12 protein-coding genes are annotated in these 14,844 nt (G+C 66.0%); 6 read left to right on the forward strand and 6 right to left on the reverse strand.

The features are described from left to right. Positions 1 to 6: 6 nt before the first annotated feature. The 6 genes from CR918_RS00185 to CR918_RS00210 form a co-directional block, all read right to left on the reverse strand. Positions 7 to 354 carry a hypothetical protein gene (locus CR918_RS00185; RefSeq protein ID WP_025878246.1) on the reverse strand — a complete coding sequence of 116 codons (348 nt, stop codon included), beginning with the start codon at positions 352 to 354 and terminating at the stop codon, positions 7 to 9. Positions 355 to 436: 82 nt separating this feature from the next. Next, positions 437 to 1,738: an APC family permease gene (locus CR918_RS00190; RefSeq protein ID WP_099841785.1), complete on the reverse strand. Its 1,302-nt coding sequence runs from the start codon at positions 1,736 to 1,738 to the stop codon at positions 437 to 439. Then, positions 1,735 to 2,499, reverse strand: coding sequence for a L,D-transpeptidase family protein (locus tag CR918_RS00195; RefSeq protein WP_099841786.1), 765 nt, complete (start codon positions 2,497 to 2,499; stop codon positions 1,735 to 1,737). Before CR918_RS00195 ends, CR918_RS00190 begins: the two co-directional genes overlap by 4 nt. A 12-nt stretch (positions 2,500 to 2,511) precedes the next feature. Continuing rightward, positions 2,512 to 3,360, reverse strand: a complete 849-nt coding sequence (locus CR918_RS00200; RefSeq protein WP_032975614.1) for a MurR/RpiR family transcriptional regulator — start codon at positions 3,358 to 3,360, stop codon at positions 2,512 to 2,514. A gap of 415 nt (positions 3,361 to 3,775) precedes the next feature. Continuing rightward, the gene (locus tag CR918_RS00205; RefSeq protein ID WP_025878242.1) at positions 3,776 to 4,870 is read right to left on the reverse strand and encodes a dipeptide epimerase; all 1,095 of its coding nucleotides are present in this window, start codon (positions 4,868 to 4,870) and stop codon (positions 3,776 to 3,778) included. Beyond that, positions 4,871 to 6,316: an SH3 domain-containing protein gene (locus CR918_RS00210; protein ID WP_099844194.1), complete on the reverse strand. Its 1,446-nt coding sequence runs from the start codon at positions 6,314 to 6,316 to the stop codon at positions 4,871 to 4,873. It abuts the gene before it with no gap. 132 nt (positions 6,317 to 6,448) lie between these two features. On the opposite strand from CR918_RS00210, the gene CR918_RS00215 reads away from it, so the two are divergent. The 6 genes from CR918_RS00215 (at position 6,449) to CR918_RS00240 (ending at position 14,832) form a co-directional block, all read left to right on the forward strand. Continuing rightward, entirely contained in the window at positions 6,449 to 7,921 is a 1,473-nt protein-coding gene (locus CR918_RS00215; protein WP_099841787.1) for a transglutaminase-like domain-containing protein, read from the forward strand. 50 nt (positions 7,922 to 7,971) lie between these two features. Beyond that, positions 7,972 to 10,971 (forward strand): TonB-dependent receptor, encoded by a 3,000-nt coding sequence (locus tag CR918_RS00220; protein ID WP_099841788.1) that lies wholly within the window; start codon positions 7,972 to 7,974, stop codon positions 10,969 to 10,971. 83 nt (positions 10,972 to 11,054) lie between these two features. Beyond that, entirely contained in the window at positions 11,055 to 12,611 is a 1,557-nt protein-coding gene (locus CR918_RS00225; protein ID WP_099841789.1) for a serine hydrolase domain-containing protein, read from the forward strand. After that, entirely contained in the window at positions 12,544 to 13,257 is a 714-nt protein-coding gene (locus tag CR918_RS00230) for a M15 family metallopeptidase (protein WP_033830184.1), read from the forward strand. Before CR918_RS00225 ends, CR918_RS00230 begins: the two co-directional genes overlap by 68 nt. A gap of 556 nt (positions 13,258 to 13,813) precedes the next feature. Next, the gene (locus CR918_RS00235; RefSeq protein ID WP_059065767.1) at positions 13,814 to 14,185 is read left to right on the forward strand and encodes a hypothetical protein; all 372 of its coding nucleotides are present in this window, start codon (positions 13,814 to 13,816) and stop codon (positions 14,183 to 14,185) included. 227 nt (positions 14,186 to 14,412) lie between these two features. Continuing rightward, positions 14,413 to 14,832 (forward strand): EF-hand domain-containing protein, encoded by a 420-nt coding sequence (locus tag CR918_RS00240; protein ID WP_025878233.1) that lies wholly within the window; start codon positions 14,413 to 14,415, stop codon positions 14,830 to 14,832. Positions 14,833 to 14,844: the final 12 nt, after the last annotated feature.

Below are 14,844 nucleotides of genomic sequence, written 5' to 3' on the forward strand. Positions count from 1 at the left end.
GAGGGGTCAACCGTGGCGCGTCAGCCGCGGATCGGCTACATGGGCTTCATCCCAACCGCGGCGGACAGCGGCGCGGGCCTGATCCCATTCCAGGCGGCTCTTGCCGCGCTCCGTCGCCCAGCGGGACTGCAACTCCGCTTCGACCTGTTCGTAGGCGCGGATCACCTGATCGGCGCGGGTTTCGTTGAAGCGCGCTGCGTGGCCGATCTGATAGGCCGGCTCGTAGTCATCGAACAGCAGGCTGGCGTCGTAATACGGTTCGGCGCTGTAGCGGTCGCGCCAGTAGTCGGAAATGGCCTCGCGCGGGGTGCTGTCTTCCGGCACGCGACCGGGGATCTGGTAATCGGGGCTCATGGACAGAAGGCTCCGTAGTGGACGAAGCCTGATCGTGCCCATCGGCCGGTTAACGCGCCGGACCGGCAGCGTGATCGGCAGGTCAATCAGCAGCGGCATCCTTGCGCGGCAGCTTGTAGATCACCGCGCCAACGGCGAAGGCGACCAGCGCCGCGACGATGTTCTGCCAGCTGGCACTGGCAAACAGGGCCACGCACAGCAGCAGGGCCAGCACCGGAATCAACGGGCCGCCGGGCAGCTTCAGCGCGCCGGGACGGTCGGCATAGCGCTTGGCCAGCACCAGCACTGCGGCGGCCGTGCCGATGTAGGCGAACAGGCGTGTGGTCATCGACAGCAGTGCCAGCTGCACGAACGACCCGGACAGCGCCAGGCCGAGGGCGATCAGGCCCTGGCAGAAGATCGCCGCGGCCGGGGTACGGAAGCGCGGGTGCACCTGCGCCAGCACCTTCGGGCCGTAGCCATCGCGGGCCAGGGCGAACAGGAACCGCGGGCCCATCATCATCGTGTTGCTGTTGGTGCCGAGGATGGAGATGGTCGCGCCCACGGTGAGGATCAGCGCCAGCGCCTCGCCGCCGAAGCTGGAGGCCGCATCGGCCAGTGGCGTGGCCGAGTTGGCCAGGCCGGGCAGCGTGCCCTGCGCCACGATCTGCACCGCCGCGTAGATCACGGTGACGGTGACGATCATGGTGATCAGCGCGAACGGGATGTCGCGGCGTGGGTTGCGGTATTCACCGGCTGCGGCCGGAATGTTCTCGAACCCGGCGTAGGCATACAGCAACAGCAGCGCCGCCTCGCCCATGCGCTGCAGGTCGTGCGGGTCCGGGCGCTGGCCGGAGAAGGCCAGCTGTGGGTCGATGTAGAACGCGCCGATGGCCACGAACAACAGCAGCGGCAGCATCTTGCCGATCACCAGCACGATGCCGGTGCGGGCGGCCGAACGCACGCCGATGATGTTCACCCCGGTGAGGAAACCGAGCGAGACAACGATGATCGCGATACGGCCCATGCCTGCGCCTGCCCACGGCCAGAACCGCGCCACAGCGTCGGCCAGCGCATTGCTGAGCGCTGCGGCCGAGCTGATGCGGGTCAGCCAGATCATCCAGCCGATCTCGAAGCCGGCGAAGCGGCCAAAGGCTTGGCGCGCGTACAGGTAGCTGCCACCGGGTTCATCGAAATAGCTGGCCGCCTGCGCGTAGCACAGCACCAGCAGGGCGACGACGATGCCGGCGGCGACCACGCCCCACAGGCTGAAGGGGCCGAGCAGGGCGACCGTGGCCGCCGGCAGCAGGTAGATGCCGCTGCCGACCACATCGTTGATGGACAGGCCGACGATCTGCCAGCGGCTGACCGCGCGCTGCAGTTGGGGTTCGTCGGCGGCGCTCAACGTACGGCTCCTTCAAGCGCGGGCAGCTTCCACTGTGCCTGCAGGCGCTGGTATTCGGCCCTTGGCAACAGGACGAAGCGTGGCGTGTCCTGCGGGCGCAGCCAGTCCAGCAACGCCTGCATGCGCACCTCTGGCATCGCAGTGCAGCCAGCGGTGGCCTCGCCGGGCTGGCGCCACAGATGGGCGAAGATGCAGCTGCCCTTGCCGGGTTGGTTGTCCGGGTTGTGCGCCATCACGAAGCCTTCCCGGTAACGCACGTCACCCTGGTTGTGCAGGTCCAGCCGCATCGGTTCGGTGGAACCGGCGATGGCGGCGCTGCCCACCTTCTTCGCATCGACGATGCGGTTGTAGAACGGCGATGCTGGCACGTCCATGCAGTAGCTGCTCTCGAGCATCGGCTGATAGGTCATCGCCGTGCCGGGCCGGGTGATGGCATAGCCGAACGCGCTGCCCAGCGCGAACACACCGGCCGGACTGCGGCCATCGCCTTCCTGTTTCTGCGGACCGTCGTTCTGGGCAGGATGCAGGCCCAGGCCCCAGGCACTGCCGGTGCGACCCAGCGCCACCGGGAAGGCCTGGCCGTGCCTGCGCCAGTGCTTGCCGTCGCGCACGAAGGCCTGCAGCTGGCCCTGCGTGCTGTCCCAGGTCTCGCTGGTGACCACGATCAGTTGGCGAGCGTTGTCCAGTGGGGCAGCGTGGAGAGCAGCTGCGGCAACGAGCAGCAGCGCGGCAGATGCAAGGCGGGCCAGCAGCAGGTTCATCGGGCGCTCCGGTCAGGAATCCAGCAGGTGGTCGATCCGTTCCAGGTTCACCGCCAGCTGCTGCTGGCGATCCGGATTGGCGTGGCAGAGCAGCACGAACAGGAAATCGAGCAGGGCATGCATGGCGCTACGGTACAGCAGCTGCGCCACCTGCGGCGCGCGGTCGTGTGCGCACACCACCAGTGCTGCATCGGCATGCGCACGCAGCGGGTTGGCGGTGTGGCGGGTGATCGACACCACTTTGCCGCCCATGTCCTGGAACTGGCGCGACAGCTGCGAAAGCTGTGGCAACTTGCCGAACTCGGAGAACATCAGCAGCACATCGCCCGGGCGCGCGGCGGACAGGTTGGCCAGCATCAGGATCGGATCGGTATGCGGCACCACCAGCAGGCCGAGCAGCGACAGCCGCATGGCGAATTCGCGCGCGTACAGGCCATCGTCACCGAGGCCATGCACAAACAGCTTGGGCGCGCCGTCGAGCAGCTGAACGATGCGCTCGATCTCCTCGCGTGGGTTGGCCTGGCGGGTTTCTTCCTCGGCCTGGGCCTTGCTGCGGCGCAGGGCGTCGCCCAGGCGCAGGTAGTCATCGCTGATGTCTGGTTCGGCGGGCGCCTGCTGTGGGTCGGCACCGGCGCGGGCGACGTCCTCGCCGATGGAATATTTCAGGTCAGGGTAGCCCTTGAAGCCGAGCTTCTGGCTGAACTTGACCACGCTGGACTGGCTGATGCCCAGCGCGCTGGCCAGCTGCTGCGAGGAGTAGTCGCGCAGCAGGTGCGCGTTGTCGAGGATGAAGTCGGCGATGCGGCGTTCGATGGCCGACATCTGCCCGCGCTCGGTGCGGATTTTCAGCAGGGGCGGCATGCGGGGCGTCCGATGGTCGTGCGCTGGAGCATAGAGGACCGCGTTGCGGTTGGCGGCGTAGAGCAGAGTATGTGGTGGCTCGGGCGGGTGCCAGCCGCGAAGGGGGTACGGAGTGGGGAAAAAGCAGGAGCAAGGGCATCCACGCATGGCGTGGATCTACCCGGAGCTGCAGTTGAGTCCGCCTTCAAGCGAGCCGAGCACCGCAGGTCCGGCGAGGGCGAAGAGGCGCGGGTGTCTGAGCGCAGCGAGTTCCGCGCCGTCCCTCGGCGGACCGAGGAGCGCAGGGCACCGGCGTGCGCAGCACGTCGGCTCGCGGCCGGCGGAGCGTTTCTTTTGGTTACTTTTCTTTTCGCGAAAAGAAAAGTAACGCCCGACCCAACGTCAGTTGTACGCCAAGCCAGCCGCAAGGCAGAAATCAACCCAGCATCTCCAACCCCCGCACTTCGGTGATGCCCAACCCCGGCACATCGCTGATGCTGATCTCCGACTCGTTGAAGCGCACCCCGCCGCTGACCGGATCGAACTGCCCCAGCGAGGGGCCATCCAGGTCGACCTTGGTGATCACATCGCTCTTGGCTACCGCCAGGTGCACCGCTGCGGCCACGCTGATGCTGGATTCGATCATGCAGCCGATCATGCACGGCACGCCGTAGATGCCGGCGATGTCGGCAATGCGGATTGCGTTGGACAGGCCACCGGTTTTCATCAGCTTGATGTTGATGATGTCGGCGGCACGCTGCTGGATCAGGTCCATCACCTGGCTCGGGCTGAACACGCTCTCGTCGGCCATCACCGGGGTGTTGACCCGATCGGTCACGTACTTCAGGCCGCTGATGTCGGCGGCCTTGACCGGCTGCTCCAGCAGTTCCAGCACCACACCTGCATCTTCCAGCGTGCGCATCGCATGCACCGCCTGCTTGGCGGTCCAGCCCTGGTTGGCATCCAGGCGCAGCAGCGCGCGGCCTTCGACGGCGGCATGGATCGCCTTGACCCGCTCGATGTCCACGCCGATGTCCTTGCCGACCTTGATCTTCAGCGACTCGAAGCCGCGTTCGATCGCCGACAGCGAATCGGCCACCATCTTGTCGATGTAGTCCACGCTGATGGTGATGTCGGTGGTGATCACCGGGTCGCCACCACCGAGCATCTGGTACAGCGGCGCGCCATGCAGCTGCGCCCACAGGTCGTACAGGGCGATCTCCACCGCCGCCTTGGCGCTGGTGTTGCGCTCCATCGCGGTCTGCACCAGCGTGCACAGGCGGTTGAGGTTGACCACCTCCTGGCCGATCAGGCGCGGGGCAATGAAGTGCCGGATCGCTTCGATGATCGAGCCGTGGGTGTCACCGGTGATCACCGCGGTGGCAGGCGCCTCGCCGTAGCCGGTGTGGCCGCTGTCGGTGCGGATCAGCACCACCACGTCCTCCACGGTTTCCACCGTGCGCAGCGCGGTCTTGAAAGGGGTCTTCAGCGGCACGCGCAGCATGCCCAGTTCGATGGCGGTGATCTTCATTCAGGGGTTCTTGGCACGCAGGCGTTGGATGTTGGTGATGCGATCGATGTAGCGGACGCTGTCGCTGGCCATCATCGGCTCCAGCGGGGTGACCGATACGCCATTGAGGTGGGCCTGCACACGCTTGCCGTCGGCGCCGAACCAGCTGCCGCCCGCGGTATCGTGGATCACCCAGGTGCGGCCATCGACGTGGCCGATGGCCATCATCACGTGGCCGGGGATGTAGACCAGGTCACCCACCTGCAGATCGGTGACAGCGCGGTCGCGCACGGCCTTGCCGTCCTTGGCGGTGAACGGCAAGCGGTCCAGCGCGGGACTGACCGCCTGTGCGCTGGTATTGCGTGGCAGCAGCACGCCGAAGCTGCGGTAGATCTCCGATACGAATCCACTGCAGTCGCGGGTGTCGTAGTCGTGGCCCCAGCCGTAGCGCTCGCCGAGGAACTTGAACGCTTGCTGCAGCAGCTGGCGCGGAGTCAGCGGCAGGTAGTCGGCGGCGGTGTCCTGCGAGCGCGGCAGCAGCGCCGGCACCAGCTTCAGGCGGCCATCGGCCTCGCGCACCGGCAGCTGCACCACCCAAGAGGCGTGCGCCTGTTGCCCGTTCACCGGCTCAGCGGCGGGCCAGTCGGCCAACACCGGCAGGCGCATGCCCATGTCCAGCTGCAGGCGCGATACGCGCGGTTCTTCGGGTGTGTAGGCGGTGTGCGCTGTGGCGGCGGTGACGATGCGGTACGGGCCCTTCGCGCCGTAGCCGAGCACCGTGGCCTTGTCACCGCTGGCCACCGCGTCGGCTTCGATCCATGCGCTGTAGCGCTCGCTGTGCACGAACAGCCAGCGGCCGTCGGTGCTGCGGTGGACGACGGCAACCTTGTCGCCGGGGAACAGTGCCGACTCCTGGAAGCGGTCGATGTCGGTATCGCCGACGGTGCTGAAGACACGCTGGCGGGTGGGGAAGGTGCGCAGCGCGGCGCGCTTCACCACCAGGGCGTAGTCCGGCGACACCTGCGACGGAACTGCATCGAGACCGAGGTTGGCTTCGATCGCGCTGCGCACGTCCGGTGCGATGGCGCGGCCCTTGTCGTCATACAGCGCCCGCGTGGGCCAGCTCGACAGCGTGGTGATGCTGTCACGCACCTGTGCCGCGCTGAGCTGCGCAGGCAGGGTGGCGATGTCCTGGATGTGCTTGTCCTGCGCGCGCATCCGTGCGTTCTGCGCCTCGATCTGCGCGCGGTCCAGGATAGGTGCGTCGGCATTGTCCAGCCGTGCCGCCCAGTAGTCCGCGGTGAGGTAGGCCTCGTGCAGGCCGATCACGTAAGGCAGCGGGGCGCCGGGGTCGGGTACAGGCGTGGCCGCCTGGGTGAATGCGGGTGCGCCCAGCAGGCCCAGGGCCAGTGCCAAGGTCAACCGGTGCGGCCAGTGCCGACGCGGTTCGCGGGAAGCCAGGATCATGCGCTGCACACCCTCCTCGAATGCCTGTTGGAATATTTATTCCTTTCGGCCCCGAAAGCAAGAATAAATTATTGACCGGTCTTCCGGCCCGTGTTACACAGCCGTTACCACCCGCGCTTGGGAAGTGTCGCTGTGGATCCTGCCGTTCGCAAACCGTCTCTGCCTGCCGCTGCCGGCCTGTGTGCCGCGCTGCTGCTGTGGGCGTCGGCGGCACCGGCCGCGGATCCGCGCAGCGCCACTGATCGCGAACGGGAAACGCAGCTGATCGATCTGGTCGACAGCGGTCGTTTCAGCGATGCCGATGCGTTGCTGGCGACCGCAGGCGATGCTGCCGAAAGCGCGTTCCAACGCGAGCGCATGCGCCGCATCAAACTGGATTTCTCCCTTGACCAAGCCGCAGCCAAAGCAGCGGTACGCCGCTGGATTCCCGACCTGACCGACGAGGAATTCGCGCGCTGGGACCAGCTTGGCCTGATCGAACATCTCGACATCGATGGCACGCGCTGGTACTTCAAGCGCGCACCATCGAACCTGTTCCTGCTCAGCGATGAAGCGCGTGCACGCCGCCGCGCGGATGCGCCGATGCCGGCGCCGGGCCCCAACGAGGTGCTCAACGCGCATCACGCGCGCGTGGTTGCCGCCGCCGAACAGAGCGGCATGGCATCCGTGCTGGCGCAGCGCATCGAATTCACCCAATCGTTGACGGTCAAGGCGGATGCCGTACCGGCCGGCGAAACCGTACGTGCCTGGATTCCGTACCCGCGCGAGATTCCCGGCCAGCAGGAGCGCGTGCAGTGGATCGGCAGTGCACCAGGCAAGGCTCGAGTCGCCCCGGCCAGCACCCAGCAGCGCACCGCCTACCTGGAAGCCAAGGCGGTGGCCGGGCAGCCGACGCACTTTGAAATCCGCTATGCGGTGACGATCTTCGCGCGCCACACGGCAATCGATGCGACGAAGGTGCAGGCCACGCCGAATGATCCAGCATTGAAGCCCTATCTGGCCGAGCAGCTGCCGCACGTGCGCTTCACGCCGGCGCTGAAGCTGTTCTCCGCCCAGGTGCTGCAGGGCGAGACACGCCCGTATGAAGTGGTACGCAAGCTGTTCGCCGCGGTCGACCGCATTCCATGGGCCGGTGCGCGCGAGTACTCGACCCTCAGCAACATCAGCGACTACGCGTTGCGCGCCGGTCATGCCGATTGCGGGCAGCAGACACTGCTGTTGATCGCCCTGCTGCGCATGAACGGCATTCCCGCGCGCTGGCAGTCGGGCATGGTGTTCTCCGACGATGGCAGCGGCTACAACAACCTGCACGACTGGGGCCAGGCCTACCTGGCGCCCTATGGCTGGCTGCCGATGGATGTGACCACCGGCGCGTTGGCCAGCGACACGCCCGCGCTGCGTGACTTCTACCTCGGTGGCCTCGATGGCTACCGCATCGCCTTCAACGACGATTTCGGCCAGGCGTTCGTGCCGGCCAAACAGCACTACCGCTCGGAAACGGTCGACTCGCAGCGCGGCGAGGCCGAGTGGTCAGGCGGCAACCTGTACTTCGACCAATGGAGCTACGACTTCCAGTGGCGGGTACTGCCAGCCGGGCAACGCTAGCGCGACACACCACCCCACCACCATTCAATTCTTGCAGGAGAGAGCAGGGGATGAAGGCTTACAACATCAAGCGGGCGGCCTTGTGCGTCGCCCTCGGCGCGTGTCTGGCCACGCTGGCGCCCAGCGCATTCGCGCAGGACGGTGCCGTGGTCGGCCGCCTGACCAGCAATGCCGGGCAGGTGCCTGCCGGTGCCACCGTTACCGTGCGCAACCCCGCCACCGGCTTTGTGCGTTCGGTGCAGGCCGACAGCAAGGGCAGCTACCGCATTCCGTTGTTGCCGGTCGGCACCTATGACATGGAGGTCAGCCTGCCGGGCGGTGCTGCCAGCCGCGTCGGCCAGGTCACCGTTAGCCTGGGCAGTGCAACCACGGTGAATGTGCCGCTGGGCGCGGTCAGCACGTTGGGCACCGTGGAAGTGCGCGCGCCGCAGGTGGTGTCGATGGTGGACGTGAAGTCCACCGAGTCGGCCACGAACATCACCCGCGAGGAACTGTCGCGGCTGCCGGTGGACCGTGACATCACCGCGGTGGCGCTGCTGGCGCCCGGCGCGGTGAAGGGCAAGGGCTCGTTGGGTGGACAGGGCATCTCCTTCGGTGGTTCGTCGGTGGCGGAGAACACCGTCTACATCAACGGTCTGAACGTCACCGATTTCTACAACCGGGTCGGGTTCTCGTCGGTACCGTTCTCGTTCTACCAGGAGTTCCAGGTGAAGACCGGCGGCTACTCGGTGGAGTTCGGTCGCAGCACCGGCGGCGTCATCAACGCCGTCACCCGCTCGGGCAGCAACGACTTCAAGGCCGGTGCCGAACTGGTTTTCGAGCCACGCGCCTGGCAGTCGCAGGCGCGCGACCGCTATGACGGCGACGGCAGCCGTTACATCACCGCCAGCCGTGACGACTACTCGCGCAGTGCGCTGAATGTGTTCGCCTCCGGTGCGCTGGTGCAGGACCGGCTGTTCTTCTTCGGCATGTACGAAGCGCGCGACTACACGCCCAATTCGACCAATGATGCCGGTACCGTGTTCAACCGGGGTACTGCCGATGATCCGTTCTGGGGCGGCAAGCTGGATTGGCAGATCACCGACAACCAGATGCTGTCGCTGTTCGGATTCTCCGACAAGAGCGATACCGTCACCGACGTCTATCGCTACGACCATGACACCGGCACTGTCGCAGCCGAGCGCAACAACCAGATCTACAACACGGTGGGCGGCAGGAACTGGTCGGGCACCTACAGCTGGCAGGTCAACAACGATCTGACCATGAAGCTGATGTATGGTGAGAACAAGCGCAACCGCACGCAGAGCTCGTTGATGGACGAGAACTGCAACCGCGTGTTCGACAACCGCACTGCCAGCCAGGGCGTGCCTTCCAACCTGCAGGGTGACCGCAGCTGCACCAGCAGCTCGCAGCTGGAGTCGGCGCTGGATACGCGCAAGGCCGCGCGCGCCGACTTTGAATGGTCCATCGGCAACCATCTGCTGCGCTTTGGCCTGGACCGCGAAGAAAACACCTCCGACTACGAGCGCGCCTATCCCGGTCCCGGTGGCCTGCGCTACGACATCTACTACCGCACGCCGGGCAGTTCACTCAACGGCGGCACCGTGCCCGCCAGCGGCCTGGTCGCGCGTACCCGCCGCTACGAAGTGGCCGGTTCGTTCGAGACCATCAACTCAGCCTACTACCTGGAAGACAACTGGCAGGTCACCCCGAACTTCCTGCTCAACATCGGCGCGCGCGTGGAAGGGTTCGACAACAAGGGCGGCGACGGCGACAGCTACATCAAGATAGACAACATGATCGCGCCACGCCTGGGCTTCGCCTGGGACGTGCGTGGTGATGGCACCACCAAGGTGTTCGGCAACCTGGGTCGTTACTACCTGCCGGTGGCCAACGTCATCAACATCAAGCAGGCCGGTGGCTTCCTCGATGAGCGCACCTGGTATGAGTTCCTGGGCTACACCGGCGCCGCCAACAACGTGCCGAACCTGGGCGGCCAGATCGGTCCGGTCGACAATTCGCAGGGCGATGGCAGCGTGCCGGACCTGCGCGCCGAGGTGAACCGGGACATGGATCCGGTCTATCAGGATGAGGCGATTCTAGGCTTCCAGCACATGCTGAGTGAATCGTGGTCGGTTGCCGCCAGCGTCACCTACCGGCGCCTGAGCAACGCCATCGATGACATGAACATCACCGCCACCGGCCAGTGTGGTGCGATCGACGGCGTCTGGATCATGGGAAACCCCGGGCGCACGAACACAGTCTGGGGGGACACCAATTGCGATGGCAGCAACGATGGCTGGATCGACATCGACACCTCCAAGGAAGGCTGGGCGCTGTATGACGACGACGGCAATTACGTGGGCCAACGCGGCTGGGTGAAGCCCAAGCGTGACTACAAGGCGCTGGAACTGCAGGTCGATCGCGCGTGGGATGGCAAGTGGGGCTTCAATGCGTCCTATACGCTGGCCTATGGCCGCGGCAACGCCGAAGGCCCGGTCAACTCCGATACCGACTTCGCCGACGCTGGCCGCACCGAGAACTTCGACAACCCATGGGTGAACTACCGCGGTTATGGCTATCTGGCCAATGACCGCCGCCACCAGTTCAAGTTCCGCGGCAGCTACGCGCTGACCGAGAACCTCAGCGTGGCCGCCACCCTGGGCGTGCAGTCGGGCAGCCCGATCACCCGCTTCGGTGCGGGTAATCCCTTCGACGACACCGACTTCCACAGCTATTACGTGTGTGTGTCCAACTGCCAGTCGACGGTCCCCTCCGAACGCGTGTTCGTGCATTCGCCGCGCGGTGGCGATGGCCGTACCCCGTGGACCTACGATCTGGACGTCAGCGTTTCCTACAAGGTGCCGATCCCCACTGACCTGCGCCTGAAGCTGGCGGTGTACAACGTGCTCAACCAGCAGCGCGTGGTCACCGTGGACCAGGACTACGAGCCGCAGGACAGCATCGGCACGCCGAACCCGATGTATGGTTATGGCACGGGATTCCAGTCGCCGCGCTATGCGCAGTTGACGGTGACCTGGAATTACTGAGGATGCATCTGCGCGCCGCCCTGCGGGGCGGCGTGGTTTGATGAACGCCGTACCTGCCTGCGCGCTGCCTGACGGAGACTGACTTGCATCGTCTGTTGCTACTGGCTGCAGCACTGGCCAGCCCCACCGCCCCAGCAGGGGCGGTGGACACCGCACGCCTGGACGCCGACATCGCCTTCGTGGGCCAGCACGAGCACCTGCCGGGGCTGGCGATGGCGGTGGTCGAGGATGGCCAGGTGGTCTATCGCCACGCCGAAGGCGCGCGCGGTGACGGCGGCCGCATCGATGAAGACACGCTGTTCAAGATCGCCTCCAACAGCAAGGCGATGACCGCCGCGCTGCTGGCCACGCTGGTGGAGCAGGGCAAGCTGCGCTGGGACGACCCGGTACGCCGTCATCTGCCGGCGTTCCGCATGCATGACCCGTGGGTGGGCGAACACCTGCAGGTGCGCGATCTGCTGATTCACAACAGCGGCCTCGGCCTGGGTGCCGGTGACCTGATGCTGTGGCCTGAGCCCAATGCCTTCACCCGCAGCGATGTCATCGCCGGGCTGGCACACCTGAAGCCGGTCACCAGTTTCCGCAGCGGCTACGCCTACGACAACCTGATGTACGTCGTTGCCAGTGAGGTGGCTGCGGCCGCCGGTGGCAAGCCCTATGACCAGCTGATGCGCGAGCGGGTGTTTGAACCGCTGGGGATGACCCGTTGCCAGGTGGGCGCATGGTCGGTGAAGCAGGTCGGCAATGTCGCCCAACCGCATGTGCGTCGCGATGGCCGCAATGTGGTGGCCGGTGCCGATGGAACGCTCAGCCCCGATCTGACGTCGATGGCGGCCGGTGGCATCCGCTGTTCGCTGCGCGACATGACGCGCTGGATGCAGGTGCTGCTGGACCCGGCGCTGGCACCGGCGTGGTTGGGCGCCGAGCAACGCCGCATGCTGTGGACGCTGCACATGCCGATGCCATTGGGCGAACGCCAACGCAAGTGGGACAACGCCCACTTCTATGGCTATGGGCTGGGCTGGCGGGTGTCGGACATGGACGGGCACTGGAAGGTCGCGCACACCGGTACGCTGTCGGGCATGTATTCCTCGCTGGCGCTGCTGCCGGATCGCAAGGTCGGCGTGGTGATGCTGATCAACGGCGAGGCCGAAGAAGCCCGCACCGCGTTGATGCAGTCGACGCTGAAACAGTTCACCGCGCCGGATGACGCGCAACCTGTGGGGTACTACCTGGCCGAGCTGAAGGCCGATCAGGCCGCGCGTGCCGCCACGGGAAGTCGTGCACCCTCTACCCGGGCTGCCCGACCGGCTGCAGCAACCGATCTGGCGCATTGGCAGGGGCGTTACCGCGATCCCTGGCTGGGCCCCGCCTCGCTATGCCCCACCAGCAATGGCCTGCGCTTCAGCGTGGACAAATCGCCCGCGCTGCAGGCAACGGTGCAGCAGCTGCAGGGTCGCTGGCTGTTGCAGTGGGATACGCTGGAACCCGCGGCACAGGCGTGGCTGAATCCCGATGCAGGCACGCCGACGCTGGAACTGCGCGCCATCGATCCGGAGATCGACTTCAGCTATGACTTCCAGGACCTGCATTTCACTCGTACTGGCGATTGCCCTGGCAGCGGCGGCCCACGCCGCTGAGCCACCACGCATCTCGCCCGCCACCGACGTCACTGCGGCGGGACTGGTGGAGATCCGCACGCTGTCACCGCGCATCGAGATGGACATCCGCTACGCCGGTGCCAACAACTTCACCGCTGCGCGCGTGCCCGGCTATGAGGCGCCCGCGTGTTATCTGCTGGCGCCGGTGGCAAAGGCGTTGGCTGCTGTGGAAGCCGACCTGCGCGCGCAGGGTTTTGGCTTGCGTCTCTACGATTGCTATCGCCCGGTGCGCGCGGTGCAGGCGTTCATGGCCTGGGTAAGTGATCCGCAGGAACAGTCGCGCAAGGCGCTGCAGTATCCGGATCTGGACAAGCCGCAGCTGCTGAGCGACGGCTACATCGCCGAGCGCTCCGGCCACAGCCGTGGTGCCACCGTGGATCTGGGCCTGCTGGATTGCCGCAGCGGGCGCTGTACGCCGATGGACATGGGCACCGATTTCGATTTCTTCGGCCCGCGCGCGCATACGCAGACGCCCGGCCTGAATGACGCACAGAAGGCCAACCGCCAGCAGCTGGTACAGGCGATGGCACGGCGTGGTTTCGCCAACTATGCGCAGGAGTGGTGGCACTACACGCTGCAGCCCGAGCCGGACTCCGGTACCGCCTACGACGTGCCAGTGCGGTAAGGGGTTGTCGGCAGGGCTGCGCCCTGCACCCGCCGAATTGACGGCAACAGCAACAGCAACAGCAACAGCAACAGCGGGCATTCCGTGGGATGGCGGGGTGGGTCCGGTTGCGGGGGCCGCTGCAAGTACGTCCATGTAAGCTCGGTCGCCGCATCCATGCGGCTCACGCCCCCGCAACCGGACCCACCCCGCCTTCGACAGATTTCCGCGATCTGTCGGAATGGCTTGGCGTGCTCCTGGTGGGTGTCGACCTTGGTCGACACGGTAGGTCCACGCCATGCGTGGATGTTCTTCGTTCAATTGTCGAAATATTCGATTCGATGGAAATCCATCCACGCATGGCGTGGATCTACTGAAGCCGCCGGTACTCGTCTGGGGAAGAGCCCCCTGAGTCAGGGGGCGGCCGCGAAGCGGCGGGGGTGTGGAAGCTGGTAAGGGGGGCCCGCGGTTCGCGCAGCGAAGCGTGGGAGCGACAGCGCGTATGCGATGGCGCGTACCAGAGCGCAGCCCTGCCGATACCCCTTACACTGGCCGCCTTCTCCTGCGTCCCCGCCCGATGAACCTTCCCCTGCATTTCGGCCTGCTCGGTACGCTTGAGGCGGGCCTCATCGCCCTGCTGGTCGGCCTGCTGGTGTATTTCCTGTGGCACCACCTGTGCCGGGTGCTGCACTGGACCGTGGGCCATGCGATCGGCTGGTCGTGCGTGATCGCGGTGATCATCTCCGCCGGCATCGACGCCTGGAAGCTGTTCTACATGGGCATCGTGCGGCTGGAGTCGCCGCTGTATGCGCGCCTGTTCCTGTCCACCATCCACGATCCGAACGAACTGGGCAGCCGCGTGGTGCTGGAGATCGCCGGTGCGCTCTCCGGTGTTGCATTGGGATGGGTGTTGTTCAGTTCGCGGTCATCGGAAAAAACCGTCGACTGACGCAGGTTTTTCGTTCGTTGCCGGTTAAATCGTGCAGCGCTGAATGCTCGTCTTACTACCTGCTCACTTCGCACTAACCACCGCGCTAACGCATGCGTCTGCGCCAGTGGTTAACCATGCGTGTTCGAGGGAATCGCGGCGCAAAATCGATTCAGAAACGCGGTGGCAGGGTAGGTGCCGTGCGGAGACAACGACCGCGCACTACCACCCTTCAGGAGACACCCCAGATGACTATTCGCAACCGCAAGCCCCTGATCGCCCTGATCGTCGCCGCCGGCAGCGTGTTGGCCATCCCGGCGATGGCGCAGTCGGCCAAGCAGCAGGCCGCGCATGCACAGAACGAAGCGGCGCAGGCCCAGCAGGCGGCGGCACAGGCAGGCCAAGCGGCTGACCAGGCCACCGACGCGGCCGCAGCAGCCTCGGCGCAGGCCAACGGCGGCGGCCAGACGTGGGCCAGCATCGATACCGATGGCAACGGCACCATCAGCAAGAGCGAGTCGCAGGTGAATGCGGGCCTTGCGCAGGTGTTCGACCAGGCGGATGCCAACAAGGACGGCCAGTTGAGCGCCGACGAGTACAAGGCCTACGTGGCCGCCCAGCAGGCGGGTGCCGGCGCGGGTGGCACGGCCGCGGGCCAGGGTCGCTGATCCACGGTTGAA

Origin of the sequence: Stenotrophomonas indicatrix, assembly GCF_002750975.1 — a bacterium.
Classification (GTDB): domain Bacteria; phylum Pseudomonadota; class Gammaproteobacteria; order Xanthomonadales; family Xanthomonadaceae; genus Stenotrophomonas; species Stenotrophomonas indicatrix.